Raw genomic sequence first — 25,683 nt, 5'->3', positions numbered from 1 at the left:
GGTGAACAACATGTTCACCCTTTTTTTATCGTTCGCAGATTACTGGGAATCGATGTCTTTCAGTTCATCCTGAATAGCCTGGGCATTCGGGTTGTCCGCCGGGGTCAGCTTACCGCCGTTGGCGATAAAGTCATGACGCTGGAAGTAAGCTTCACGCACCAAAATGTAAGGATCGGAAGACTGACGCAGCAGACCGTCGGAATCCAACAGCTGAGCACGCGTTTCAATCCCTTCGACAGCCCATTTGCCAATCGACATCGGCCAGGTCAACCAGGAGAGCACCGGGTACAGGCCATCGGCCATATCGCCACCTTCATCGCGCAGCGTAAAGCTGCCGTAGAATGGCAGTTGCACATACGGACCATAGCCGACGCCATAATGGCCGAGCGTGCTGCCGAAACGATGCGGTTCAACGCGCTGCAGCTGCGGATTCGCCATGCCCGCGACATCGATCAGACCGCCCATCCCGAGGATGGTGTTCAGGAAGAAACGGGTAAAGTGCACCATACCTTTATAGGGGTCGCCCTGCAGGAAGGAGTTCACCATTACCGCCGGCTCTTCCAGGTTGCTGGTGAAGTTGCTTAAACCATTGCGCGCCGGCTGCGGGACATAGTCACGCCATGCCACTGCCACCGGGCGAAGCACGTAAGGGTCAACCACGTTAAAGTTGAAATTGAACATCGTGCGGTTAAACCCTTCTAACGGGTCTGAACGCCCCTGCGGCTGATCGCCAGAGCTGGAACTGGCACATCCCACCAGCAATGTGGCGCCAAGCGCAAGCGCCGACAGGCGATAATTCATAGGTGTCTCCCTGGTTTTTATGGCTATCGCGAGTTGCCATCCATGACGGAAAGACAACGTTTCCGCCCGTATAGATGTGAGCGATTGTAACAGCACGTTGAACGATGTCTATATCACCCAAGTTGTTGATTTGATCATAGCCTGGGAATAACGAGATCGCGGGGCTCCTATTCTACCGGAGCAACAAAAATCTGACGTTACCATTTTTGCGATTTCAGAGTATGCCCAGCCAGACGGCAGGGAAAGCCGCTACGCTATAACTATATAGATTGATAGCGAGGGCCACGAAATGGATGAACTAGACGATAACAAATTAAAACCAGCGGATGACGAGCGAGAAGTCGAAAGTGAAGAAAAACAGCGCGGAGAGGAAATAGAAGTGGATGAAGATCGCCTGCCCTCGCGGGCGATGGCCATCCATGAACATATTCGCCAGGAAGGGGAAAAAGAGATGGAGCGCGATGCGCTGGCACTGCTGTGGTCAGCCATTGCGGCCGGTCTGTCGATGGGCGCCTCCCTGCTGGCAAAAGGCATTTTTCACGTCAAACTAGAGGGGCTCCCGGGCGGGTTTTTACTGGAAAATCTCGGGTATACCTTCGGCTTTATTATCGTGATCATGGCCCGCCAGCAGCTGTTCACGGAAAATACGGTTACCGCCGTACTGCCGGTGATGCACAATCCCACCCCAGGTAACGTCGGTTTGCTGATGCGGTTATGGTCGGTGGTGCTGGCTGGCAACCTCATCGGTACCGCAGTGGCCGCATGGGCCTTCAATTTTATGCCCGTCTTTGATGAACCCACTCGTCAGGCCTTTGTCAGCATCGCCGAAGACGTAATGAAAAACAGCCCGACGGAGATGTTCGCTAATGCGATTATTTCCGGCTGGCTGGTCGCCACTATGGTCTGGATGTTTCCTGTCGCCGGTGCGGCCAAGATCGTGGTGATTATTCTCATGACCTGGCTTATCGCCCTGGCGGATACGACTCATATTGTGGTGGGATCGGTCGAGATCTTTTATCTGGTGTTTAACGGAAGTCTGCCCTGGAGCGACTTCATCTGGCCGTTCGCCCTGCCGACGCTGGCGGGAAATATCTGCGGCGGGACCTTCATCTTCGCGCTGCTGAGCCATGCGCAGATCCGTAACGATATGAGCAGCAAGCGAAAAGCGGAAGCCCGCGCCCAGGCTGCGGAGAACGCCAAAAACGCCGACCGGGCATAAAAAAGCGCCCTGAGTGGCGAGGGTTTAAGCAGTCAGACGGTATGGCTCTTACTCAGGCGGGCAAAAAACGCTATACTCGCACCGCCTTGTCCCCTTAGTTAAATGGATATAACGAGCCCCTCCTAAGGGCTAGTTGCAGGTTCGATTCCTGCAGGGGACACCATATAAACGTTGCCCGCTATTTCCCCACCATTACCTAAACGCCAGCCATGGCATATTCTTCTCGCCATCATAATTTGCCGAAATTATCCACGTGTGGATTAGCCAGGACAGGAAGGGGCGCCCCAGTCAATCACACAGACAATAAACCGACAAGAACGCGCTTTCTGCGTACAATACCCTTTGGCTTACGCCTTACTTAATAAGCCACTATCCCATTGCAACCTTCTCTGGACGATACAGGAGCCAGGCGTTGATATGAAACAGATTACCCTCAGCGATATGCAGCAGCAGAGCGAAGCGGCGGCCAGTGCCCCGCGCTTGCGTGCCCATCGCAATTTTCATCCCGAACTAAATGACCCGGTACAACGCCTCGCTATTGCGATGGAACCCGGCACCTATATCCGTCCGCACCGGCACAGACATACTTTCGAACTTTTGCTGCCGCTGAAAGGACGCTTTGTGGTACTGAATTTTGATGATAATGGCGTAGTCACCCGCCGGGTGGTGCTGGGTGAAACCTGTACAGCGCTGGAAATGGAAGCCGGTACCTGGCATACGGTGCTCTCACTCGACCCGGGCGGGATGGTTTTTGAAGTTAAGCAAGGTGCTTATCAGCCGCTTGCCGAAGTTGACACCATGGCCTGGGCGCCTGCCGAAGGCCAACCGGGCACCGCAGAGATGATGGCATGGTATGCCATCGCGCAGCCGGGTGACCGTTTCCTGCCAACGCCGCAATAGCATCAGGTATATCAAACAGATGCCACAGTCGTCTGTTTGATTCTCCCCAGCCGGCCATAAAGTTTGTCGAATTGACCGCTACTTTCTTCACACTTCGCGCATACTCACCTTCCGCATTCCTGCTAAAAAGAGAGAAATGGTTATAGTCAGTAAACTATTTTTCTCTACGAATAAGAGATGATAAGATAACGGGATAAAGTAAATACCTGGCAGAACAATAACAGTAGTCAATTTATCGATATATTATTCTCAATGTGAATGGATTTTATTAATCAGCTAAAGGACGTCAGCGGAAAGAATAAATCATTGTAATCGGCTCACTGTTGCTGACCATGACAATTTATTTTTCATCGACATACAATCTTTATGAATATAACAGAACGGAACATCTGGAAGCTAAATAATTTACCGCCAATGGAGTATTGCTCTCTTGCCCGGGCGCAAAAATTATTAAACTGCGAACTTGAAGACATTCTTCACTGGCATGATATTGGCGCGATCAATCTCTGTCTGAAACTCAACCCGACGCGGGGAACCTTAAAAATAGCCGTCCTTTCTCACCAGGAAAAAGACGTGACCGCCGCGCTAAATCCGCTTGCCGCCGAGGCTGTGGAGACTTTCTGGTCACCCCACTCCCATATCCGCAGCATTCTGCGGCTTGATGGCGATATTCCGATAATGGAAACATTACGCGGAAATACGGTGACGCAGTTTAACGTAAAAGTGTCCGCCTCCGGACTTTGGCACCCACATTGTCGGAATTTAATGGCGCTACTGGAGGCGCCTGATGATATTCTTTACGAAAACAGACTCAGCATGATGCTGCCCGACAAACCGTTTGTCTATTGTCATTTCATTCCGGATGCAGACGAATACTCTGCTATATCATTGAACCGAATCTATATCACCAACCAGGCCATTGAGAAAATATATGCTCACAGTATTAGCGCCCGGCCTATGGACGTGACAAAAAATTCGTTGCAGGAACAAACCAGTTACATCCATCAGGAATTAACCGTCCTGCCGCAAAATGAGGTGTTGCTGGAATTTATCCATTATCTTATTCAGTCTCATACCGTATTTAATGAGAAGTTGCAGAATATGGCCGAGCCAGACAAGACTCAGCTCTTTCATCACGTACTGGAAAGGCTCAAAGAAGAGGGCATGCTCCGGGAGAATACCCTGCCCGATGAGGCCGATATCCTCAGCGAAGCCGATCGTTAGTCCAGGCTCGCCGGCAAGTGACGCAGGTCCTCATACAGGGGCCTGGCGGTTTTCCAGCTCAAGCGTTACCGCTATCTCCCGCGCCAGCGCGATGAATTCGCGCGCCGCAGCGCTCTGCCACGCCCCCTGGCGCTGGAGCAAACAGGCCGTTCGCTGCAGCAGCGCGGGTTTAAGCTCAATAGCCACGAGGTCATCATACTGTCCGGCGATCGCCGCCGGCAGTAGCGTCGCGAGCGGCGTGCCGCGAATAACCGTTAGCACGGCGCCGATCGAATTCGCCTCCATCCGCACGTCAGGTTCGAGCCGATGACGGCGACAATAGCGGTCGATCTGCTCCCGGGTGGCAAACTCGCTGCTCAGCAGGATCAGGGGCTGCGCGTCGAGAGCCTGTAGCTGCAGGTGGCTCTCATGAGCCAGCGGATGCGCGCGGCTCACCACCAGCGCGAGGGTTTCCGTCAGCAGCGGCTGAACCACAATATCCCGCGAGAGGCTCTCGTCAAAGGCAATTCCCACATCCAGTTCATCCTCCAGGAGCATCGTTTCCATCCGCTCCTGGTTCATCTCCTGGATAAGCAATTTCACTCCGGGGTAGCGTCGATAGTACGCCTCCACCAGCGGCCCCAGCATGTAAGTGGTAAAGGTCGGCGTCATGGCGATGCGGAGTTTACCACGCTGCAGATCTTCTGTGTCATGCAGGGCGCGCCGCCCCTCCTCAAGATCGCGTAACGCGCGGCGGGCATACTCCAGCCAGATCTCTCCGGCATCGGTCAGGCGGGTATAACGACCAGAGCGGTCGAAGAGCTGAACCTCCAGCATCGCTTCCAGCTGGCGGATCTGCTGTGACAGCGCAGGCTGGGAGACATGGAGCGCCATGGCGGCGCGGGTAAATCCGCGATGTTCTGCCACGGCGATAAAGTAGGAAAGATGGCGCAGGAGCATTCGCTTACCTATAAGCAATTCCAATAGGGTTCATCATAAATAAGTCTTTTAACTTATGAAACAAGATACGTACCCTCTGGTTACCATCCTCTGCGTTTTTCACCATCAACATCATCTTGTGCAGGAGTGACTATGTCCGCTCACGATCGCTATCTCCAGCGCGCATTAGCGCTGGCAAACCAAAACATCGCTGACGGTGGCCGCCCCTTCGGCGCCGTGCTGGTGCGGCATGATGAGATTGTCGCCGAAGGCGTCAATACTTTTCATCTGAACGGTGACCCAACGGCGCATGCCGAACTGAACACCGTTCGCGATCTTGCCGCCAGACTGGGAAGCGCGGTGCTGCGCGAATGCGTCATCTATGCCAGCGGGCAACCTTGTCCTATGTGCCTGAGCGCACTCTATCTAACCGGCGTGCGGGAAGTATTTTTCGCCAACAGTAATCAGGATGGCGAACCCTTTCAGCTCTCGACCGCCGCGATTTATCAGCAGCTGCAGCAGCCGCTGTCCCGGCAGACGCTGCCGATCCACCACTGCCCGCAGCCGGAGGGGCCGGCACTTTATCAGCGCTGGGCTGAACAGCAGCCATGAAACCCATGCGGCGACAGAATCTAATGCTGTGTGTCCTGGTACTCATCGGGATAAACATGCGTCCGCTGCTCACCTCGATAGGCCCCTTGCTGCCTGATATCCGCGCCGCTAGCGGGATGAGCTATACCCTGGCCGCGCTTCTCACCGCCCTGCCGGTCATCGCGATGGGCGTGCTGGCGCTGGCCGCTGGCTGGGTCGATCGCACTGTCGGTCAAAACCGCAGCATTGCGCTGAGCCTGCTGATTATCGCGGCGGGCGCCCTGCTGCGGGAAATCGCCCCACATAGTGGTTTGCTGCTCAGCAGCGCCCTTGCGGGGGGAATTGGCATCGGCATTATCCAGGCCGCCATCCCGGCGGTGATTAAGCGTCTGTTCGCCCGGCGTACGCCGCTGGTGATGGGACTATGGTCGGCGGCGCTGATGGGCGGCGGCGGGTTAGGCGCCGCGTTCACGCCGTGGCTGGCGTCGCACAGTGCGGCCTGGCACCAGGCACTGGCCTGGTGGGCGCTCCCTGCCCTGCTGGCTCTGCTCGGCTGGCTGGCGATTTGCCGGCAATTGCCCCGCGCACCGCATCAGACCAGCGCTTCCCCCCGGGTCGCGATTATTGGCCAGCGCCGCGCCTGGACGCTGGGACTCTATTTCGGACTGATTAATGCCGGCTACGCCAGTCTGATCGCCTGGCTGCCGCCCTACTATATCCAGCTTGGCGACAGCGCCCAGTACAGCGGCTCGCTGCTGGCGCTGCTGACCGTTGGGCAAACCGCGGGGGCGCTACTGCTGCCAGCACTGGCTCGTCAGGATGATCGACGCCAGCTTCTGCTGTTCGCTCTGGCGCTACAGCTCATTGGCTTCTGCGGCTTCATCTGGCTGCCGCAGCACGTCCCAGCGCTGTGGGCCATCGCCTGTGGAGTGGGTCTAGGTGGCGCCTTTCCCCTGTGCCTGGTGCTGGCGCTGGATCACGCCGGACAACCGGCGGTAGCCGGCCGGCTGGTGGCGTTTATGCAGGGTATCGGATTTATCATCGCAGGCCTCTCCCCCTGGCTTTCCGGCCTGTTGCGTAGCCTGAGCGGGAACTACACGCTTGACTGGTCCTGGCATGCGCTCTGCGTCCTGCTACTCATGGCGCTCACACTGCGCTTTATCCCGGCTCACTACCCGGCCGAGTGGCGGCTGCGCGCCTCTGACCAGCATTAAATCGGCGGCGGCGCGTGGCAAAGAAATTGCGCGCGCTCTCGCTGGCCGTCCTCCATTTTGCCCATCGCCAAAATCCGTTTTGACAGCGTCGCTGGCGTGAAATTTATTACCGAGTGAAATTAATGTGTCGCCGAATCACGACACTCGTAAGTAACTAAAAATTAATAAAAAAATGCCCCTTGTTTCCCTCATTTTTTAGGCGTACATTAGCGCCATCTGGAGCACAAAGCGCACAGAATTGCGAGCTGCCGCAGCGTGATTTTTCACCCGCGACAGCTCAGGAAAAACAGAACAATTAATTCATTTGAACGTCGCATAAGCGCGTGGAGTGATGAATCGTGAAATACTTCTTTATGGGCCTCTCTTTTATGGTCATCGTTTGGGCCGGTACTTTTGCCCTGATGATCTAGACTGCAGCGGTGTCAAAAAAAACGGGAGCCCACTGGCTCCCGTTTTTGTTATGGCGTATTCGCCGAAGCGCTAGCTCGCGGCGGGCAGCAAACCATCTGCGCGGAACATCGCCTTGATGCCGCGGATTGCCTGGCGCGTACGGTCCCGGTTTTCAATCAGCGCGAAGCGGACGTGAGTATCGCCATAGTCGCCAAAGCCTATCCCCGGCGAGACGCAGACCTTCGCTTCATTAAGCAACTTTTTCGCAAACTCCAGCGAGCCCATGGCGGCGTAAGGTTCCGGTATTTTCGCCCAGACGTACATGGACGCTTTCGGACACTCCACCATCCAGCCAGCTTCGTGGAGCCCTTTCACCAGCACATCGCGACGGCGCTTATATTGCTCGGCGATTTCACGCACGCACTGCTGATCGCCCTCAAGGGCAGCGATCGCCGCCACCTGCAGCGGCGTGAACGTGCCATAGTCGTGATAGCTTTTGATGCGAGCGAGGGCATTCACCAGGGTCTTATTGCCGACCATAAAGCCAATGCGCCAGCCGGCCATGTTATAGCTTTTCGACAGGGTAAAGAACTCGACGGCGACATCACGCGCGCCGGGCACCTGCATGATGGAGGGCGCTTTCCAGCCGTCATACACGATATCGGCATAGGCCAGATCGTGGACGACCAGGATGTCATACTGCTTCGCCAGGGCGACGACCTTTTCAAAGAAGTCCAGCTCGACGCACTGCGCGGTCGGATTCGAGGGAAAGCCAAGGATCATCATCTTCGGCTTCGGATAGCTCTCGCGGATGGCACGTTCCAGCTCGTTAAAGAAATCCACCCCTTCCACCAGCGGCACCGAGCGCACCTGCGCCCCGGCAATCACCGCGCCATAGATGTGAATCGGATAGCTGGGGTTTGGCACCAGCACCGTGTCGCCATGATCCAGAGTCGCCAGCATCAGGTGTGCCAGCCCCTCTTTCGAACCAATGGTGACGATCGCTTCCGATTCCGGATCGATGTCAACGTTATAGCGTTCTTCATACCAGCGTGAAATGGCGCGACGCAGGCGCGGGATCCCCCGCGAGGTAGAGTAACCATGGGTGTCAGGCCGTTGAGCAACGGTGCAAAGTTTTTCCACGATATGCGGCGGCGTCGCGCCATCGGGATTGCCCATGCTGAAATCAATAATATCTTCGCCGCGCCGGCGCGCAGCCATTTTCAGTTCAGCAGTAATATTAAAAACGTACGGGGGGAGACGATCGATACGCGTAAAACGGCGTTCAGGACTGGATTCAGCCATAGGTTCCTCTAATTAACGTTAGCGCCCGGACCGTCCGAGCGACGCTGCCGCTGTTGCGGCTCGTTTAGAAAATAACCTGAAAAAAATCATGTTGTCGAGAGGCATGATGAAAAATATTCTCTGGCGAAAAAAACGGGTATCGACCGCAGTAAATGCGGCTGTGAGTCGCCGGAATAATTCAGAGTTGCATAAGTGTGATAACACATTGATATCTTTCTTATCACAGATATTTTTCGTTAAAAGGCAAGACTGCGGCTATCGCGGTACTCACCCATTAATCCCCTTTAAAAAGCATGCCTTTTCCTCATTATATTTCTGCGGCTGGTCTTCTGCCGTCAGGTTTTTTATCATGTTCTTTTCTGGCCACTGACGCGGCGCACCCATGCACGAAATTTTTACGATGATGCTGGCGGTCTATGATCGTGCGGCCCTGATGCTTATTTGCCTGTTTTTCCTCATTCGCCTGCGCCTGTTCCGCGAACTGTTGCATAAGTCGGCCCATACGCCGAAAGAGCTGCTGGCCGTGACCGCCATTTTCTCGCTGTTCGCCCTGTTCAGCACCTGGTCCGGCGTCCCGGTGGAAGGTTCGCTGGTGAATGTGCGCATTATCGCCGTCATGTCTGGCGGGATCCTGTTTGGTCCGTGGGTAGGGGCAATTGTCGGGGTAATTGCCGGCGTACACCGCTACCTGATTGATATCGATGGCGTCACCGCCGTGCCCTGCTTTATCACCAGCATTGTCGCAGGCCTGCTGTCAGGATTGATTAACCGTAAAGTGGCCCGCGATCAACGGTGGAAAATCGGTATTCTGGCCGGCATGGTGTGTGAGACCCTGACCATGATCCTGGTAGTGGTCTGGGCGCCTTCCCTGAACCTCGGCCTGGATATCGTCTCTAAAATTGGTATCCCGATGATCCTCGGCAGCGTCTGCATCGGTTTTATCGTGCTGCTGGTACAGAGCGTGGAAGGGGAAAAGGAGGCCAGCGCGGCGCGGCAGGCAAAACTGGCGCTCGATATCGCCAACAAAACCCTGCCGCTGTTTCGTCATGTTAACAGCGATTCTTTGCGCCAGGTATGCGAGATTATCCGCCGCGACATTACCGCCGACGCGGTGGCGATCACTAACACCGAACACGTACTGGCCTACGTCGGCGTGGGGGAAGCCAACTATCAACACCACGACGATGTCATCAGCCCTACCACCCGGCAAGCGATTCGTTATGGGAAAATCATCATAAAAAACAATGATGAAGCCCACCGCACGCCGGAGATCCACTCCTTGATGGTCATTCCGCTCTGGGAAAAAGGCGTGGTGACCGGCACGCTAAAAATTTATTACTGCCACGCCCATCGCATCACCTCGACACTGCAGGAGATGGCGATTGGCCTGTCGCAAATTATCTCCACCCAGCTGGAGGTCTCCCGCGCCGAACAGCTGCGGGAGATGGCCAATAAAGCGGAGCTGCGCGCCCTGCAAAGCAAGATTAACCCGCATTTTTTATTTAATGCGCTGAACGCGATCTCCTCCTCGATTCGCCTTAATCCGGACACCGCGCGCCAGCTCATTTTTAATCTGTCGCGCTATCTGCGCTATAACATCGAATTAAAAGACGATGAGCAGATTGATATCAAACGAGAGCTGTATCAGATCAAAGATTATATCGCCATTGAACAGGCGCGATTCGGCGACAAGCTGACGGTCATCTATGATATTGACGACGACGTCAGCTGCGTGATCCCGAGCCTGCTTATCCAGCCGCTGGTGGAGAATGCCATCGTTCATGGTATCCAGCCCTGTAAAGGCAAGGGGGTGGTGACGATCGGCATTAACGAGTGCGGAAATCGGGTACGCATCAGCGTTCGCGACACCGGCAACGGCATCGATCCCGCCGTCGTCGCTCGCGTGGAAGCCGACGAAATGCCGGGAAATAAAATCGGCCTGCTTAACGTTCATCACCGGGTGAAGCTCCTCTACGGCGAGGGGTTGCATATCCGCACCCTGACGCCAGGAACAGAAATCGCCTTTTATGTCCCCAATCACCACACGCCGCAGGCGCTGACGGAGTCTCTGTTGTCATGAGCGGAGAAAAGATGAAAGTTATTATTGTGGAAGATGAGTTTCTGGCTCAGCAGGAGCTCTCCTGGCTTATCAACACCCACAGCCAGATGGAGATCGTCGGCAGCTTTGACGATGGCCTGGACGTGCTGAAATTTCTCCAGCACAACAAGGTCGATGCCATTTTTCTCGATATCAATATTCCGTCGCTGGACGGGGTTTTGCTGGCGCAAAACATCAGCCAGTTTGCCCATAAGCCTTTTATCGTCTTTATCACCGCGTGGAAAGAGCACGCCGTGGAAGCCTTTGAGCTGGAGGCGTTTGACTACATCCTGAAGCCCTACCAGGAGTCACGCATCATCAATATGCTACAAAAGCTAACCGCCGCCTGGCAGCAGCAAAATAACGTCGCTGCGGGAGCGACCAGCGCGGCGCCACGAGAAAACGACACCATCAATCTGATAAAAGATGAACGAATAATCGTCACTAGCATCCATGATATTTATTATGCTGAGGCGCATGAAAAGATGACGTTCGTCTATACCCGCCGGGAGTCATTCGTCATGCCGATGAACATCACCGAATTCTGCAGCAAACTGCCCACCGCACATTTCTTTCGCTGCCACCGCTCGTACTGCGTGAATCTGAGCAAGATCCGCGAAATTGAGCCGTGGTTTAACAATACCTATGTGCTGCGCCTGCGCGACCTTGAATTTCAGGTGCCGGTGAGCCGCAGTAAAGTGAAAGAGTTTCGCCAGCTGATGAATCTGTAGAGGCGGGAAGTCCCGCCATCCGGGCTACGACGGTAGCCCGGGAGGGATGCGCTTATAACACCTGGCCCAGCGTCTGACGCAGATGCGCGCCGGAGCCCAGCAGGCCCGGGTTTTCATGGACGATCAGGTAAACCGGAATATCCTGAACATAAGCTTTGAAACGGCCTTTGTCTTCAAAACCGCCGCGGAAGCCGGAGGCTTTAAAGAACTCCAGGAAGCGCGGCACGATGCCCCCGGCGATATACACGCCGCCAAAGGTCCCGAGAGTCAGCGCCAGGTTTCCGCCGAAGCGGCCCATAATGACGCAGAACAGCGATAGCGCCCGGCGACAGTCGGTACAACTGTCCGCCAGCGCTCGCTCGGTGACCTCGCGCGGCTGCAGGTTTTCCGGCAGGCGGCCATCAGATTTCACAATCGCGCGGTACAAATTGACCAGTCCGGGACCCGAGAGCACGCGTTCTGCGGAAACATGCCCCAGCTCGGCGCGCAGCTCCTCCAGAATAATCCCCTCTTCTTCGCTGTTCGGCGCAAAATCGACATGACCGCCTTCGCCCGGCAGGCTGACCCAGCGCTTGTCAACGTGCACCAGATGCGCCACGCCAAGCCCGGTTCCGGCGCCATAAACGGCGATCGGTTTGCCCGCTACCGGAGCGCTGCCGCCAAACTGAATGAGGTGCTCGGCTTTCAGCATCGGGATGGCCATGGAAACGGCGGTAAAATCGTTAATTATCTCCAGATGGGCAAAGCCAAGGTTGCGCTTCATTTCAGCGATGGAGAAGGCCCAGGTATGGTTGGTCATCGCTACCCAGTCGCCGGTGATCGGGCAGGCAATGGCGATGCAGCCTTCGTTGACGGTCACCTGGTGCTCCTCCAGATAGACGCGCACCACCGCCTCCAGACTGGGATAATCGAGCCCGGAATAGGTCTTAGCACGAGAGATCTCTCCGCTCGCCAGATCACATAGCGCCAGGCGGGCGTTGGTCCCCCCGACATCTCCTACTAAAGCAAATTTTGTCATTCCGTTACGGCTCCGCTAAAGTCAAAATAATTCTTTTGGCACACTGTAAATTCATGGCGGCTTAACAACAACGTCCAACGCGCAGACGCCCCTTGTTTAGCGACACAGGTCACATTTAGTTTGTAATCTATGCAAGGTAGTCTGTAAACGACGCCTCGGATATCAGACGCCGCCTTAACTTTATCGTTTCAGCACCATTTGCATCGACGGCCCCTACCGACGAAGGCAAAGTAGTGCTTCAGAACTTTGACAAGGACATTTTCATGCTCCATCCTCGCGCCAGAACAATGCTGATCCTGTCGGTGCCGGCCATCCTGATAGGTATCGCCTGCAGTCTGATCCTGATCGGCGCGATGAAGGTTGCCGCGCTGCTACAGCGCGTGCTGTGGAGCAATCTGCCCACCCAGTTGGGGATGAGCGCTGACAGCCCGCTATGGATTATCGCCATGCTCACGGCGACAGGGATCGCCGTGGGCCTGGTCGTCCGCTACAGCCCGGGACACGCCGGGCCGGATCCGGCCACTGAATCGCTCATTGGCGCCCCTATTGCCACCGGCGCGCTGCCTGGGCTGCTGGCCGCGCTGATCCTCGGCCTTGCCGGCGGCGTCAGCCTCGGCCCGGAGCATCCGATTATGGTGGTGAATATTGCGCTGGCCGTCGCCGTCGGCTCACGGCTGTTTCCGCGCGTCAGCTCGCTGGACTGGACCATCCTCGCGGCCTCAGGCACCATCGGCGCCCTCTTCGGCACCCCGGTGGCCGCCGCGCTGATTTTTTCGCAAACCCTCAACAGCAGCAACGAGTCGCCGCTGTGGGATCGTCTTTTTGCGCCGCTGCTTGCCGCCGCCGCGGGCGCGCTGACGACCGGGCTGTTTTTCCACCCGCATTTCACGCTGCCGATCCCCCATTATGGCCAGATGCGCTTCGTCGATATCATCAGCGGCATGATCGTCGCTCTGATTGCTATCGCCGTCGGTATGGTGGCCGTCTGGTGTTTGCCGCGCCTGCACGCCCTGATGCATCGTTTGAAAAATCCTATCCTGACGCTGGGCATCGGCGGGCTGCTGCTGGGGATCCTCGGGACTATTGGCGGGCCCTTAACGCTGTTTAAGGGGCTGGATGAGATGCAGCAGCTGGCTTTCAGCCAGACGCTAACCGCCGCGGATTTTCTGCTCATCGCGCTGGTCAAACTGGCTGCCCTGGTGCTCGCCTCCGCCAGCGGTTTCCGCGGTGGGCGGATTTTCCCGGCGGTCTTCGTCGGGGTGGCGCTGGGGCTGATGCTGCATGCCCACGTGGAAGCTGTACCAGCGGCGATCACCGTCTCCTGCGCGATCCTCGGCATGGTGCTGGTCGTCACCCGCGACGGCTGGCTGAGCCTGTTTATGGCCGCCGTGGTGGTCCCGGATACGACGCTGCTACCGCTGCTGTGCATTGTGATGCTCCCGGCCTGGCTGCTGCTGGCCGGGAGGCCGTTGATGATTGCCAAACGACATACCGACTAAACGCGGCTGTTTCGCTCCTCCAGCGCCTGCGTCACCGCACGCAGGAAATCGGGGATATCCATTTTCGGTAGCATCACTTCGACCAGGGTAAGGGTATCAGAGGTGATGCTTTCCGCCATCGCTTCCCGTAACTCAGCCGTGTGCGTGACCCGCCAGCAGCGAGAAACAACGTCCGGGGCAAAGGCTTCCGGCAGTCGCTGCCAGTCCCACAGGGCGATGTCATTGTAGCGCTGCTCAGGGCCGTGAATCGCCCGCTCCACGGTATACCCTTCGTTATTCAGCAACAGAATAAGCGGTTTTTGCTTATCGCGAAGCATAGAGCCCATCTCCTGAATCGTCAGTTGGGCGGCGCCATCGCCGACGATCAGCACCACCCGCCGCTCTGCCGCCGCGGTTTGCGCGCCATAGGCGGCCGGGAGGGTAAAACCAATCGACCCCCACAGCGGCTGGACGATCAGCGACGCCTCTGACGGTAGCTTCAGCGCCGCGATGCCAAACGCCGCCGTCCCCTGATCGGCGAGGATAATATCGCCGGGGCGCAGCGCATCCTGCACCGTCGACCAGAAATTCTTCTGGGTTAACTCGCCTTCGGCCTCCTCTTCCACTTCCGGCGCCACGACCTGAGGCGCCGCCCACTCCGCCGCCAGCGGGGCGGAAAGCGTCATTAATGCAGCCAGAGCTTGATCCATCGGCACGCCGCTGAACCAGTGGTCGCCAACCCTGACGGCGAAGGGCTGGATCTCTATGGTCTTCTCCCGCGCCAGATGCTGGGTGAATCCCGCGGTGATAGTGTCGGTGAAGCGCGTGCCAATGCAGATGATGGCGTCGGCGTTTTCAATCGCCTCCCGGGTCTGTGGGGCGCTGGCGATCCCGCTGTAGGTCCCGACAAACCCGCGCTGCTGCTCATCAAACAGCCCCTTGCCCATTAGCATGGTGGCATGGGCGATGGGGGTTTTCGCCACCCACTCCCGGAGCGTGTTCTGCAGGCCATAGCGTTGCGCCAGGAAATCCGCCAGCAGAGAAATGCGTCGGCTGCCCCGCAGCAGGCGGCTGGCATGTTCGCGGAACCCCGCTTGCTGGTTTTCATCCGCCGTCGCGGCCTCCACCAGCAAGCGCTGGGCCGGGGCAATCGCTGCCGCTCTGGCGACATCGGCCGGCAGCATCAGATAGCCGGGCCGATGATGCGTCAGCATATCGCGCAGAACACGGTCGATTTCATGGCAGGCATTGCCGGCGGTCAGCAGCGCCTGGCTGCAGGTGATCTGCTCGCTCATGCGGGCGAAATGGCGAAAATCGCCATCGCCGAGGGTATGGTGCAACAGTTCGCCGCGCTGCTGGGCGCCGGTAGAGGGCGCGCCGACGATATGCAATACCGGAATATGTTCCGCATAGCTACCCGCAATGCCGTTCAGCGCGCTAAGTTCGCCGACGCCGTAGGTGGTCAGCAGCGCACCGGCCCCTTTGATGCGCGCATATCCGTCAGCGGCATAGGCCGCATTCAGCTCGTTGGCGCAGCCGACCCAGCCTAATGCGCTGTGCGCGATGACGCGATCGAGAAACTGTAAGTTGTAATCTCCCGGCACGCCGAACAAGCGGTCAATACCGCAGTCGACGAGGCGATCCAGCAGATAATCCCCAATAGTGTAGGTCGGTTGCATGTCCATTATCCTCATTTTGGTGCAGGTGTAATTTGAGTATTGAATAAGCGATCCGCCTGTCCAGAAGGGGGACGATAAAGCCGGTGTAAAGCAATAGTTACGCCCAAAAAGCAGTGTACTCCATGCAGAACATTGATTAGTGTAAACGTATACACACCCTGTTTTATCTGCGGAGGAAGAATGGTTTACCAGGCAAGCACCACGCGATATCAAACGATGGAATATCGTCGCTGCGGTCGCAGCGGCCTTCAGCTCCCGGCGATTTCTCTCGGCCTGTGGCACAACTTTGGCGACGAAACGCGAGTGGAGACCAGCCGGCAGATGCTCCTGCACGCGTTTGACCTTGGCATCACTCATTTCGACCTGGCCAACAACTATGGGCCGCCGCCGGGTTCAGCAGAGAGCAATTTTGGCCGCATTCTGAAAGAGGCGCTCCTGCCCTATCGCGATGAGTTGATTATCTCCACCAAAGCGGGCTACACCATGTGGGACGGCCCTTACGGCGACTGGGGTTCACGTAAATATCTGGTGGCCAGTCTTAACCAGAGCCTGCAACGCATGGGGCTGGAGTATGTCGATATTTTTTATCATCACCGTCCGGACCCACAGACCCCCCTGACGGAAACGATGCGTGCGCTCGATCACCTTGTACGCCAGGGGAAAGCGCTTTACGTCGGGATCTCCAACTATCCGCTGGCCCAGGCGCAGGAAGCGGTGAAGATCCTTAACGACCTCGGTACGCCCTGCGTCATTCACCAGCCCCGCTACTCAATGTTCGAACGCAGTGCGGAAGAGGGGCTGCTGGATTTTCTGCAGACGGAAGGGGTGGGAAGTATAGCGTTTTCACCGCTGGCCGGCGGACAGCTTACCGATCGCTATCTGAACGGTATCCCGGCCGACTCTCGCGCCGCCAGCAGCAGTCGTTTTCTGCAGCCGGAGCAACTGACCGCCGCCCGATTAGAAAAAATTCGTCAGCTAAATACGATGGCGGAAGAGCGCGGGCAGAAGCTGTCGCAGATGGCGCTGGCCTGGGTACTGCGCGAGGAGAAAGTGACCTCCGTGCTGATCGGCGCCAGCAAAACCACGCAGCTGGATGATGCTGTCGGGATGCTGCAGAATCGTCACTTCAGCGCCGAGGAATGCGCGGCCATCGATGCCATCCTTGCGCTGTAAAGCAAATGTTACTTTAGCAAAAAGTGCTCTTTTCTGCGCTTTCGGAGTTCGTCCGATGCGGCGGGTCTTTACCGGCCCGTAATATCAGGTTAACAGGCCGCTTACGGCCCCGATCGTGAAGGAGAAGAGTATGTTCAGGTCACTGATTCTGGCAGCAGTACTGCTGGCCGCAGCGCCACTAGTTGCTAACGCTGGTGAAATCACCCTGCTGCCATCGATAAAATTACAAATTGGCGATCGTGACAATTACGGTAACTACTGGGACGGTGGCGGCTGGCGCGACCGTGATTACTGGCGTCGTCACTATGAATGGCGTGATAACCGTTGGCATCGTCATGACAACGGCTGGCACCGCGGCTGGGACAAGGGCAAAGATAAAGCCTGGGAGCGCGGCTATCGTGCTGGCTGGAGCGACCGCGACGACCACCGCGGCGGCTGGGGACGAGGCCCGGGCGGACGTGGGCATGGCCATCACTAGCAGACTTAAAGGGGAGCCCATTGGCTCCCCTTAATGTTATCCAGCATGGGTAATGAACTACGCCACGCCGAGCAGCGATCCCACGATTAACCAGCCGTTCAGGCTCACGACAATAGTGACAATTGCCCAGCCAGTGCCTCTCACCCAGCGAGTGTTCACCAAATCCCCCATGAGTTTCGCATCGTTGGTGAATATCAGCAGCGGCACCAGGGCAAGCGCAATACCAAAACTCAGCAGCACCTGACTCATCACCAGGATACGCGTAGGATCCAGCCCCAGCAGGATCACCACAAACGACGGCAGCATGGTGACCGCCCGACGAAACCACAGCGGGATATGAAAACGGATAAACCCCTGCATCACAACCTGCCCTGCCAGGGTACCCACTACCGTCGATGATAAACCTGCAGCGACCAGGCTCAGACCAAAGATGGTCGCCGCCGCGTGGCTCAGCAGTGGCTCCAGCGTTCTGTAAGCCTGATCGAGATCGGCGACGCCGGTATGGCCGTTGAAATGGAATGCCGCCGCGGCGGTCGCCATCATCGCCAGGTTGACGAACCCGGCAATGGTCATGGCGATCGCCACATCCCAGCGGGTCGCGTTATAGCGTTCTTTCCGCGTACCGCCGTGCAGATGCTGGGTAAGCGAGGAATGTAAGTAGATAACGTGCGGCATAATGGTCGCCCCCAGTACCCCGGCGGCTAAGAATACCGCCTCGCCGTTGGGCAGCGTAGGGATCACCAGCCCTTTTGTCAGGGGGGCCAGCGCGGGCTGAGAAAAGATCAACTCCACGACATAGGCCACGGCGACAAACAGCAGCAGCCCGCCAATCACCTTCTCCAGCGGTTTTTGCCCGCGCCGCTGCAGCATCAGGATCAGGAAGGTCGCCACCCCGGTCAGCACCGCCCCCTGCAGAAGCGACACGCCCAGTACCAGCTTAAAGCCAATCGCGGCGCCGATAAATTCAGCCAGGTCGGTGGCCATCGCAATGATTTCCGCCTGCACCCAATAGAACCACACCACCGGTCGCGGGTAATGGTCACGGATCTGCTCGGCCAGATTTTTGCCGGTGGCAATGCCCAGTTTGGCAGAGAGCACCTGGATCAGCATCGCCATCAGGTTGGCCCATACCACGACCCACAGCAGCTGATAGCCAAAGCTGGCGCCAGCCTGAATGTTAGTGGCGAAATTACCGGGATCGATATAGCCAATGGCAGCGACGAAAGCGGGCCCCATGAGGGCGAGCTTCACCTTGCGCGCGGCGCGACTACTGCTATTCTCAACGCGACTGCTAGTCATCTTCTGCCTCTGGAAATATAGCCTTTGCTATGTTTCATGCTATCAAAATGCGAATGATTATCAAGTTCATTTAAAATGGAGATAATGATTGCTGTGATAGGCGGGAACAATAGCTGGCCGGAAATGAAAAACGGGCGTTAGAACACGCGAGCGTGCCCAGTACTAAGAGTAGTACAAGAATGCAACTTTTAAAACCTTTACGTAACATAACAAAAGTGGATGTTTGATCACTATTTTTGCCATTGGTCACAGTTCCTTGCAATAGTGTGCAATTGATCTCGTTTTCTTTAAAGCCGTTGCATAGAATGTGCACGGAAATTTAACCTGCCTCATATTTGGAGCAACTATGGACCGCGTCTTGCATTTTGTCCTCGCGATCGTTGTGGTGGCTATACTGGCCCTGTTGGTCAGTCACGACCGTAAAAAGATCCGTATTCGTTATGTTGTTCAACTGCTTGTCATCGAAGTCCTGCTGGCCTGGTTCTTCCTGAACTCCGATATTGGTCTGGGTTTTGTGAAAGGCTTCTCTGAGATGTTTGAAAAACTTCTCGGATTCGCCAACGAAGGGACAAACTTCGTGTTCGGCAGCATGAACGATAAAGGTCTGGCCTTCTTCTTCCTTAAGGTTCTGTGCCCTATCGTCTTCATTTCCGCGTTGATCGGTATTTTGCAGCATATTCGTATCCTGCCGATTGTCATCCGCGCCATCGGTACCGTCCTGTCGAAAATCAACGGTATGGGCAAGCTGGAGTCCTTCAACGCCGTGAGCTCGCTGATCCTCGGTCAGTCGGAAAACTTCATCGCCTATAAAGATATTCTCGGCAAAATGTCGCGCAACCGCATGTACACCATGGCGGCGACGGCGATGTCCACCGTGTCGATGTCCATCGTAGGCGCGTACATGACCATGCTGCAGCCGAAGTATGTCGTCGCGGCGCTGGTGCTCAACATGTTCAGCACCTTTATCGTTCTGTCATTGATTAACCCGTACCGCGTGGAAGAGAGCGAAGAAAATCTGCAGATGTCGAATCTGCACGAAGGTCAGAGCTTCTTCGAAATGCTGGGCGAGTACATTCTGGCGGGCTTTAAAGTCGCGATTATTGTGGCGGCGATGCTGATCGGCTTCATCGCGCTGATCTCGGCGCTGAACGCCCTGTTCGCCACCGTGACCGGCTGGTTCGGCTACAGCATCTCCTTCCAGGGGATCCTCGGCTATATCTTCTACCCGGTTGCCTGGGTGATGGGTGTGCCGGCAAGCGAAGCGCTGCAAGTGGGCAGTATTATGGCCACCAAGCTGGTCTCCAACGAATTCGTCGCCATGATGGATCTGCAGAAAATCGCCTCGACGCTTTCTCCGCGCGCGGAAGGCATTATCTCTATCTTTCTGGTCTCCTTCGCCAACTTCTCGTCTATCGGCATCATCGCCGGGGCGATCAAAGGTTTGAACGAAGAACAGGGCAACGTGGTTTCTCGCTTCGGTCTGAAGCTGGTCTACGGCTCCACGCTGGTTAGCGTGCTGTCCGCTTCGATTGCGGCACTGGTTCTGTAACAGGCGCCAGTCATCTGAGCCGGGCAATGCCCGGCTTTTTTTTACCCGTCATTCGCCCAACGGCTGAGGCTTACCAACCAGGTAACCCTGCAGATAATTCACGCCCAGTTCCAGCAAGCGCGCTTTTTGCGGTTCGCTTTCGACGTATTCCGCCACCACGCTCATCTGTTTCGCCCGCGCCATCTCGACAATTGATTTCACCATGATGGCATCCAGCGGGTCCGTCAGAATGTCGCGGACGAAGCAGCCGTCAATCTTAATGATATCGGCCTGCAGATGCTTCAGTCGTTCATAGTTCGCATAACCGGTGCCAAAGTCATCAATGGCGATAGCGCAGCCAAACGCGCGCAGCGCTTCGAGATTTTGCTGGCTGGTGTCGGCATTGGAGAAGGCCTGCTCTTCGGTCACCTCAATGGTGATAAGATCTGGCGAAATGCGATAGCGTTGAAACAGCGCGATAATCTGCGCTGCGCTGTCCTTTTGCATCAGGGTTGAAGGCAGCAGGTTAACCGAGAATCGCTGGCCAGGATGCAGATGGAGCGCACTGAACAGGGTCTCCAGCACCAGCATGTCAAAACGCTGGCTGAGGTTAAACTGCACAATCAGCGGGATAAACTGATCCGGCATAATGACGCTATCGCCACAGCGCATGCGCGTGAGGATTTCATGATAGCCCTCCCCCTCCGCATTTTGAATCGGTTGCGCATAGAGCACCAGCGCCCGCTCTTTGAGAACCTGCTTGACGCGCATCAGGAGGCGTACCTGCTCGGTGGTTTGATCCACCACCAGTTCCTGCTCCTCATCCAGCGCCAGCACCCGACGTTCACTGCCCGCCTGTTCGGAAAGCCAGCTGAGCTGACCCAGCATCTGGTGCAACGTCTCACCCTGGCCGTCGTCACGGCTCCATGCCGCGCCAAACTCCAGATCCAGCGGCTGATTATGCCAACTGAACTTTTTATGGTTGAGGATCGCGACCATATGGTTCAGCCGCGCAGCTGGGTCCGGTCCGTCGAGTACGAGGATCAATTCGCTGCCGGGCACCTGGAAGACTTTATCCGTTGCCCCCAACAGCGGCTGCAGCGCCCGGATGATTTGCCGTTTACAGTCCACGCCCATCATCAGACCATAATGCCGGCTAAGAAAATCGAGATTATCGATACGCAAGCTGCAGATAGCCTGCAGAGGACCGCTCTGCAAATGACTCACCAGTGCACGAAGGTTAGGTAAACCCGTCAGCGGATCCTCCTCCGCCTGGCTACGCCAGCGGCGTTTATTGCGGTCGCTGCGCGCATAGATGTCGGCCATATAAAACAAACAGATAGTGAAGGAGATCAGGACCGACAGCACAAAGGATAATGAATACTCGCTCTGGACGCCCTGAAGAAAGTTTTTATTATACACCACCAGCAAAAAGGCCGAGACAGACCATGAAATACGCAGCAATGCATGACCAATCCGGCTAATCCCGATGAAATAGACAATAAAAATGACCGGAACTAAATAACCGGCAATAAATTCAGACTGATACGGCGCGCACAGTAACGTTAATAACACTGCCAGCGAGATAAACCAATATAGGGTAAAGGAACGATGTTTGGGTGCCAGCCACGGTAAACATTCCTGCCGCCAGAAGCGGCGAGCATAGCGCGGATTGATAATCATCCGCATTGGATAATAAAGAAACGTCGTAAAAATTAATGCCGCGCTGATTAAACTTTGGATATCTATTACGGTATAAATCAACGGCATACTACCAAAGTAACTGGTAATAGATAATGGAAACGCAAAATATTGCCCGGCGAGGTACATGGTGATTTTCAGCAGCACCGGCGCGAAGAAGCCGCCCCAGAAGATCCGTGCCCCCATATGTTTCGCCGTGGGACCACAGCGCCAGCGCTTGCCCACCATCAGGCGTAAAACAGCGCAGGAGACAAACACAGCAAACAGCTGACAAAAGAGCAGAATAAGCGCCTGCGGTAGCGTTAATTCAATGAGAAAGCTATTGGTGATAGCAAATGCGAGAATTAATGGTGCAATCGCGTAGCGGCCAAAAATAAAAATAACCGAAAACATCACACTGATTGGCAACCAGGCAATATAAATAGAATTGCCATCAATAACCGTTTGCGGTGAAATAAAACGGGCCAGTGGAATGGCAGCTAAACAGATGATAAAGGCCAGCAGAGTTTTTTTGATATTAATGTTAATTTTATCAAGCATTATTGTTAATTAAAACTCCGGCAACCGCATTACGTTTAATGGGGAAATGTTATGTTGCTTATTTAGGGCAGGCAAGGTGAATTATCAGGAAAAAGTCTGAAATTACTTTCGATTTTAATAGCTGGAGATTAACTGACTTAACCAGAAAGTGCTTTACAAGAAGACAGCTAAAAACAAAAACCCCCGCCGAGGCGAGGGTTCTGAATTTTGGTGGAGCTAAGCGGGATCGAACCGCTGACCTCTTGCATGCCATGCAAGCGCTCTCCCAGCTGAGCTATAGCCCCACAGGACCTCTTTACGAACCAAATCTGCTGGGTGCAGAATTTGGTGGAGCTAAGCGGGATCGAACCGCTGACCTCTTGCATGCCATGCAAGCGCTCTCCCAGCTGAGCTATAGCCCCGTAACGTAAAGCGTGTCGTGTTGACGGGCGGCATAATATGAATTCCTCGCTCAGGTGTCAACGGCAAAATTATCCTTCACTATTCAATCGCTGAAAAAGCAGGCAACTCGCTGACATTGCGAGCCTTATCGCAGCCAGAAGTTAAACAGGTCACTTTTTCACGTAAAAGGATGCTATAACATGGGCAGCTAATTCCCATACATTTACTCAGGAAATAGTATGCTCAAGGAACGAATGACACCTGAAGAAATCGCCCATCTGACCGGCTACAGCCGGCAAACCATCAATAAGTGGGTGCGGAAAGAAGGATGGCAAACCTCTCCGCGGCCTGGCGTCCAGGGTGGCAAAGCGCGGCTGGTCCATGTCAATGAGCAAGTCAGGGAGTTTATCCGCAGCGCTCAGCGCGTGGCAGAGACACCGGGCGCCTATTCTACCCACGACAGCGATCTGGAATCGCTGCTGCTGACCCTTAGCAAAGAGCTCACTCCCAGCGAGCAGAAGCAGCTTATGTCGCTGTTGCTACGCGAAGGGATCACCGGATTACTGCTTCGGTTAGGGCTCCGCGATCGGTAAACCATGATGAAACTGAAAGATAAAATGACACCCGCAGAGCTCGCCGACTGCCTGGGACTCGCCAGACAAACGATCAATCGCTGGGTTCGCCAGCAAAAATGGCGCACGGAAGCGATACCCGGCGTCAAAGGAGGACGCGCGCGACTGGTGGTCATCGACAAACCAGTGCTCGAATTTCTGACCAATGCGCCTGCCAGGCGCCATCTGTTTACCGACAATCATTTGGCGGAATCGCCAGGCGCGTATCTGGTCAATGAGGCTGACGTGGTCTGGCGGCAAATCACGGAAACCCTGCAACTGATGACCCCGGCCGAACAGCTGCAGCTTCGCGATCTGCTGGCCCGGGAAGGGATTAGCGGCTTTCTTGCCCGCCTCGGCATCACCAGCCCGGCGTAACAGACAAAAAAACGGCAGGAGTAACCTGCCGTTGTTTCATCCACGTCCCAATCAGGACGCCTGACCTTCACGTTCAGCGATAAAAGCCAGCGCTTTGTTGATACGCTCAACGCTACGGGATTTACCGATAGCGTGGACGGTGACATCAAGCGCAGGAGACTGCCCTGCCCCGGTAACCGCCACGCGCAGCGGCATACCGACTTTACCCATGCCGACTTCCAGCTCATCAGCGGTTGCCTGAATCGCGTGATGGACGTTCTCCGCTGTCCAGTCGCCGATCGCCGCCAGCTTGTCGCGAACCACTTCCAGCGGCTGACGCGCCACCGGACGCAGATGTTTCTTCGCCGCATCGGCGTCGAACTCAGCGAACTCTTCATAGAAGTAGCGGCAGCTCTGAGCAATCTCTTTCAGCGTTTTGCAACGCTCGCCCAGCAGTTTTACCAGCTCGGCCAGCTGTGGGCCATTACGGGTATCGATATTTTCCTGCTCGATGTGCCACTGCAGATGCGTCGCCACGTATTCCGCCGGCAGCGTATTGATGTAGTGATGGTTCAGCCACAGCAGTTTGTCGGTATTGAACGCACTCGCAGATTTGCTGACTGCGCCCAGCGAGAAGAACTCGATCATCTCTTCACGGGTGAAGATCTCCTGATCGCCATGGGACCAGCCCAGACGTACCAGATAGTTAAGCAGCGCTTCCGGCAGATAACCGTCGTCACGATACTGCATCACGCTCACTGCGCCGTGGCGTTTGGACAGTTTTTTACCGTCATCACCGTTGATCATCGACACGTGCGCGTAAACCGGCACCGGCGCATTCAGCGCTTTGAGGATGTTGATCTGGCGCGGCGTGTTGTTGATATGATCTTCACCACGGATCACGTGGGTGATCGCCATATCCCAGTCATCCACTACGACGCAGAAGTTGTAGGTCGGGGAGCCATCGGTACGGCGAATGATCAGATCGTCCAGCTCCTGGTTGCTGAACTCAATCGGTCCGCGGATCTGGTCGTCAAAAATAACCGATCCTTCCTGCGGGTTGGCGAAACGCACGACACACGGCTCATCATCAGTATGATGCTCGTGACTATGGCGGCAGCGGCCATCGTAACGCGGCTTCTCACCGTTCGCCATTTGCTCTTCGCGCAGCGCTTCCAGACGCTCCTTCGAGCAATAGCATTTATAGGCGGTGCCGGCTTCCAGCATCTCATCAATCACGTTGTTATAACGATCGAAACGTTTGGTCTGGAAATACGGGCCTTCATCCCATTCCAGATTCAGCCAGTTCATGCCATCCATGATGGCTTCAATTGCTTCCGGGGTGGAGCGTTCAAGATCGGTGTCTTCAATACGCAGCACAAACTCACCGCCGTGGTTACGAGCAAAAAGCCAGGAATAGAGAGCAGTACGCGCACCGCCAACGTGCAGATAGCCTGTTGGGCTTGGCGCGAAGCGAGTTTTGATTTTCATGAATTGGCCTTACGTTTAATAAAGATGCCGATAGCCGGCAATGTCCGGTGGAAATTATGGGTCAATATTCTAACACCGTGGGCTGATTCCTCAATGTTGTTCCCGTCGGAACGTCACGGTTTGCCATTTTTGTTTATAAATCATGCTATGCCGCCGGTTTTGCGATCGCTTTGTTTAATTTTACGACGAACGAACGAATTCTTTAGAAAAGGCGTTGACTCATTTTCAACTCTCCCTATAATGCGACTCCACACAGCGGGGGTGATTAGCTCAGCTGGGAGAGCACCTCCCTTACAAGGAGGGGGTCGGCGGTTCGATCCCGTCATCACCCACCACTTTCTCGCCAGCTGGATTTTCTGTCAAAATGTGAAGTACCGAAGTGGGTGATTAGCTCAGCTGGGAGAGCACCTCCCTTACAAGGAGGGGGTCGGCGGTTCGATCCCGTCATCACCCACCACTTTCTCGCCAGCTGGATTTTCTGTCAAAATGTGAAGTACCGAAGTGGGTGATTAGCTCAGCTGGGAGAGCACCTCCCTTACAAGGAGGGGGTCGGCGGTT

General features: G+C 55.6%; 23 protein-coding genes and 5 tRNA genes. 17 read left to right on the top strand and 11 right to left on the bottom strand.

All coding sequences use genetic code 11. The annotated features are described in order from the left end of the window. Positions 1-39: 39 nt before the first annotated feature. Positions 40-801, bottom strand: a complete 762-nt coding sequence (gene mlaA, locus CWM61_RS08400; RefSeq protein WP_008803901.1) for a phospholipid-binding lipoprotein MlaA — start codon at positions 799-801, stop codon at positions 40-42. 289 nt (positions 802-1,090) lie between these two features. Here mlaA and CWM61_RS08395 point away from each other — a divergent pair, with 289 nt between their 5' ends. The 4 genes from CWM61_RS08395 (at position 1,091) to CWM61_RS08380 (ending at position 4,144) form a co-directional block, all read left to right on the top strand. Continuing rightward, positions 1,091-2,020, top strand: a complete 930-nt coding sequence (locus CWM61_RS08395) for a formate/nitrite transporter family protein (protein WP_074387918.1) — start codon at positions 1,091-1,093, stop codon at positions 2,018-2,020. An 88-nt stretch (positions 2,021-2,108) separates the two neighbouring features. Continuing rightward, positions 2,109-2,183, top strand: a tRNA-Arg gene (locus CWM61_RS08390). 254 nt (positions 2,184-2,437) lie between these two features. After that, on the top strand, positions 2,438-2,920 hold the full coding sequence (locus CWM61_RS08385; RefSeq protein ID WP_074387917.1) for a WbuC family cupin fold metalloprotein: 483 nt from the start codon (positions 2,438-2,440) through the stop codon (positions 2,918-2,920). A gap of 366 nt (positions 2,921-3,286) precedes the next feature. Next, a complete protein-coding gene (locus tag CWM61_RS08380; RefSeq protein ID WP_100631058.1) occupies positions 3,287-4,144 on the top strand; it encodes a hypothetical protein in 858 nt (285 codons plus the stop codon). Positions 4,145-4,174: 30 nt separating this feature from the next. Here the strand turns inward: CWM61_RS08380 and cynR are convergent, their stop codons facing one another. Next, positions 4,175-5,083 (bottom strand): transcriptional regulator CynR, encoded by a 909-nt coding sequence (gene cynR / locus CWM61_RS08375; RefSeq protein ID WP_100631057.1) that lies wholly within the window; start codon positions 5,081-5,083, stop codon positions 4,175-4,177. Between the two features lie 132 nt (positions 5,084-5,215). Between cynR and CWM61_RS08370 the strand changes: the two genes are divergently transcribed. The 3 genes from CWM61_RS08370 to ypdK all read left to right on the top strand — a co-directional run bounded on the left by CWM61_RS08370 (position 5,216) and on the right by ypdK (position 7,277). Beyond that, complete coding sequence (locus CWM61_RS08370; protein WP_100631056.1) at positions 5,216-5,674, top strand: nucleoside deaminase; 459 nt, start codon at positions 5,216-5,218, stop codon at positions 5,672-5,674. Then, positions 5,671-6,867: a cyanate transporter gene (locus CWM61_RS08365; protein ID WP_100631055.1), complete on the top strand. Its 1,197-nt coding sequence runs from the start codon at positions 5,671-5,673 to the stop codon at positions 6,865-6,867. Before CWM61_RS08370 ends, CWM61_RS08365 begins: the two co-directional genes overlap by 4 nt. Positions 6,868-7,205: 338 nt before the next feature. Beyond that, positions 7,206-7,277 carry a membrane protein YpdK gene (gene ypdK / locus CWM61_RS08360; RefSeq protein ID WP_099119320.1) on the top strand — a complete coding sequence of 24 codons (72 nt, stop codon included), beginning with the start codon at positions 7,206-7,208 and terminating at the stop codon, positions 7,275-7,277. A 70-nt stretch (positions 7,278-7,347) separates the two neighbouring features. Here ypdK and alaC read toward each other — a convergent pair whose 3' ends face one another. Together alaC and CWM61_RS29110 are read right to left on the bottom strand one after the other, a co-directional pair. Beyond that, complete coding sequence (alaC, locus tag CWM61_RS08355; RefSeq protein WP_008803894.1) at positions 7,348-8,562, bottom strand: alanine transaminase; 1,215 nt, start codon at positions 8,560-8,562, stop codon at positions 7,348-7,350. A 267-nt stretch (positions 8,563-8,829) separates the two neighbouring features. Next, positions 8,830-8,946: a hypothetical protein gene (locus tag CWM61_RS29110; RefSeq protein ID WP_162677109.1), complete on the bottom strand. Its 117-nt coding sequence runs from the start codon at positions 8,944-8,946 to the stop codon at positions 8,830-8,832. On the opposite strand from CWM61_RS29110, the gene CWM61_RS08345 reads away from it, so the two are divergent. After that, on the top strand, positions 8,945-10,642 hold the full coding sequence (locus CWM61_RS08345; protein ID WP_061153743.1) for a sensor histidine kinase: 1,698 nt from the start codon (positions 8,945-8,947) through the stop codon (positions 10,640-10,642). The genes CWM61_RS29110 and CWM61_RS08345 overlap by 2 nt on opposite strands. 11 nt (positions 10,643-10,653) lie before the next feature. After that, the gene (locus CWM61_RS08340) at positions 10,654-11,391 is read left to right on the top strand and encodes a LytR/AlgR family response regulator transcription factor (protein ID WP_012967486.1); all 738 of its coding nucleotides are present in this window, start codon (positions 10,654-10,656) and stop codon (positions 11,389-11,391) included. A 52-nt stretch (positions 11,392-11,443) separates the two neighbouring features. Here the strand turns inward: CWM61_RS08340 and glk are convergent, their stop codons facing one another. Further along, on the bottom strand, positions 11,444-12,409 hold the full coding sequence (glk, locus tag CWM61_RS08335) for a glucokinase (protein ID WP_012540954.1): 966 nt from the start codon (positions 12,407-12,409) through the stop codon (positions 11,444-11,446). Positions 12,410-12,672: 263 nt separating this feature from the next. On the opposite strand from glk, the gene CWM61_RS08330 reads away from it, so the two are divergent. Next, positions 12,673-13,908: an ion channel protein gene (locus tag CWM61_RS08330; protein WP_074388006.1), complete on the top strand. Its 1,236-nt coding sequence runs from the start codon at positions 12,673-12,675 to the stop codon at positions 13,906-13,908. Here CWM61_RS08330 and CWM61_RS08325 read toward each other — a convergent pair. After that, positions 13,905-15,566, bottom strand: coding sequence for an alpha-keto acid decarboxylase family protein (locus CWM61_RS08325; RefSeq protein ID WP_100631054.1), 1,662 nt, complete (start codon positions 15,564-15,566; stop codon positions 13,905-13,907). The genes CWM61_RS08330 and CWM61_RS08325 overlap by 4 nt on opposite strands. Positions 15,567-15,746: 180 nt before the next feature. On the opposite strand from CWM61_RS08325, the gene mgrA reads away from it, so the two are divergent. Together mgrA and CWM61_RS08315 are read left to right on the top strand one after the other, a co-directional pair. Further along, positions 15,747-16,739, top strand: a complete 993-nt coding sequence (mgrA, locus tag CWM61_RS08320; protein ID WP_074387910.1) for an L-glyceraldehyde 3-phosphate reductase — start codon at positions 15,747-15,749, stop codon at positions 16,737-16,739. A 130-nt stretch (positions 16,740-16,869) separates the two neighbouring features. After that, positions 16,870-17,217 (top strand): DUF2502 domain-containing protein, encoded by a 348-nt coding sequence (locus CWM61_RS08315; RefSeq protein WP_100631053.1) that lies wholly within the window; start codon positions 16,870-16,872, stop codon positions 17,215-17,217. Between the two features lie 57 nt (positions 17,218-17,274). Here the strand turns inward: CWM61_RS08315 and CWM61_RS08310 are convergent, their stop codons facing one another. Further along, positions 17,275-18,516: an Nramp family divalent metal transporter gene (locus tag CWM61_RS08310; protein ID WP_100631052.1), complete on the bottom strand. Its 1,242-nt coding sequence runs from the start codon at positions 18,514-18,516 to the stop codon at positions 17,275-17,277. Positions 18,517-18,862: 346 nt separating this feature from the next. Here CWM61_RS08310 and nupC point away from each other — a divergent pair, with 346 nt between their 5' ends. Next, a complete protein-coding gene (nupC, locus tag CWM61_RS08305; protein WP_012540950.1) occupies positions 18,863-20,065 on the top strand; it encodes a nucleoside permease NupC in 1,203 nt (400 codons plus the stop codon). A gap of 48 nt (positions 20,066-20,113) precedes the next feature. Here nupC and CWM61_RS08300 read toward each other — a convergent pair whose 3' ends face one another. From CWM61_RS08300 to CWM61_RS08290, 3 genes are all read right to left on the bottom strand, one after another. Further along, entirely contained in the window at positions 20,114-22,285 is a 2,172-nt protein-coding gene (locus CWM61_RS08300) for an EAL domain-containing protein (protein ID WP_074387908.1), read from the bottom strand. Positions 22,286-22,493: 208 nt separating this feature from the next. Further along, positions 22,494-22,569: transfer RNA gene (locus CWM61_RS08295), tRNA-Ala, on the bottom strand. Positions 22,570-22,610: 41 nt separating this feature from the next. Then, positions 22,611-22,686 (bottom strand) — tRNA-Ala (locus CWM61_RS08290). A 219-nt stretch (positions 22,687-22,905) separates the two neighbouring features. On the opposite strand from CWM61_RS08290, the gene CWM61_RS08285 reads away from it, so the two are divergent. Both CWM61_RS08285 and CWM61_RS08280 read left to right on the top strand, forming a co-directional pair. Further along, positions 22,906-23,259 (top strand): YfeC-like transcriptional regulator, encoded by a 354-nt coding sequence (locus CWM61_RS08285; RefSeq protein ID WP_061153736.1) that lies wholly within the window; start codon positions 22,906-22,908, stop codon positions 23,257-23,259. 3 nt (positions 23,260-23,262) lie between these two features. Further along, entirely contained in the window at positions 23,263-23,655 is a 393-nt protein-coding gene (locus tag CWM61_RS08280; RefSeq protein WP_100631051.1) for a MerR family transcriptional regulator, read from the top strand. A gap of 51 nt (positions 23,656-23,706) precedes the next feature. Here CWM61_RS08280 and gltX read toward each other — a convergent pair whose 3' ends face one another. Then, positions 23,707-25,125: a glutamate--tRNA ligase gene (gene gltX / locus CWM61_RS08275; RefSeq protein WP_100631050.1), complete on the bottom strand. Its 1,419-nt coding sequence runs from the start codon at positions 25,123-25,125 to the stop codon at positions 23,707-23,709. Between the two features lie 259 nt (positions 25,126-25,384). Between gltX and CWM61_RS08265 the strand changes: the two genes are divergently transcribed. Together CWM61_RS08265 and CWM61_RS08260 are read left to right on the top strand one after the other, a co-directional pair. Further along, a tRNA-Val gene (locus tag CWM61_RS08265) sits at positions 25,385-25,460 on the top strand. A gap of 46 nt (positions 25,461-25,506) precedes the next feature. Then, positions 25,507-25,582 (top strand) — tRNA-Val (locus tag CWM61_RS08260). Positions 25,583-25,683: the final 101 nt, after the last annotated feature.

Origin of the sequence: Klebsiella sp. K-Nf6 (assembly GCF_002806655.1) — a bacterium.
In the GTDB taxonomy this organism is placed as follows: domain Bacteria; phylum Pseudomonadota; class Gammaproteobacteria; order Enterobacterales; family Enterobacteriaceae; genus Klebsiella; species Klebsiella variicola.
This window is presented reverse-complemented; position numbering and strand designations above follow the sequence as displayed.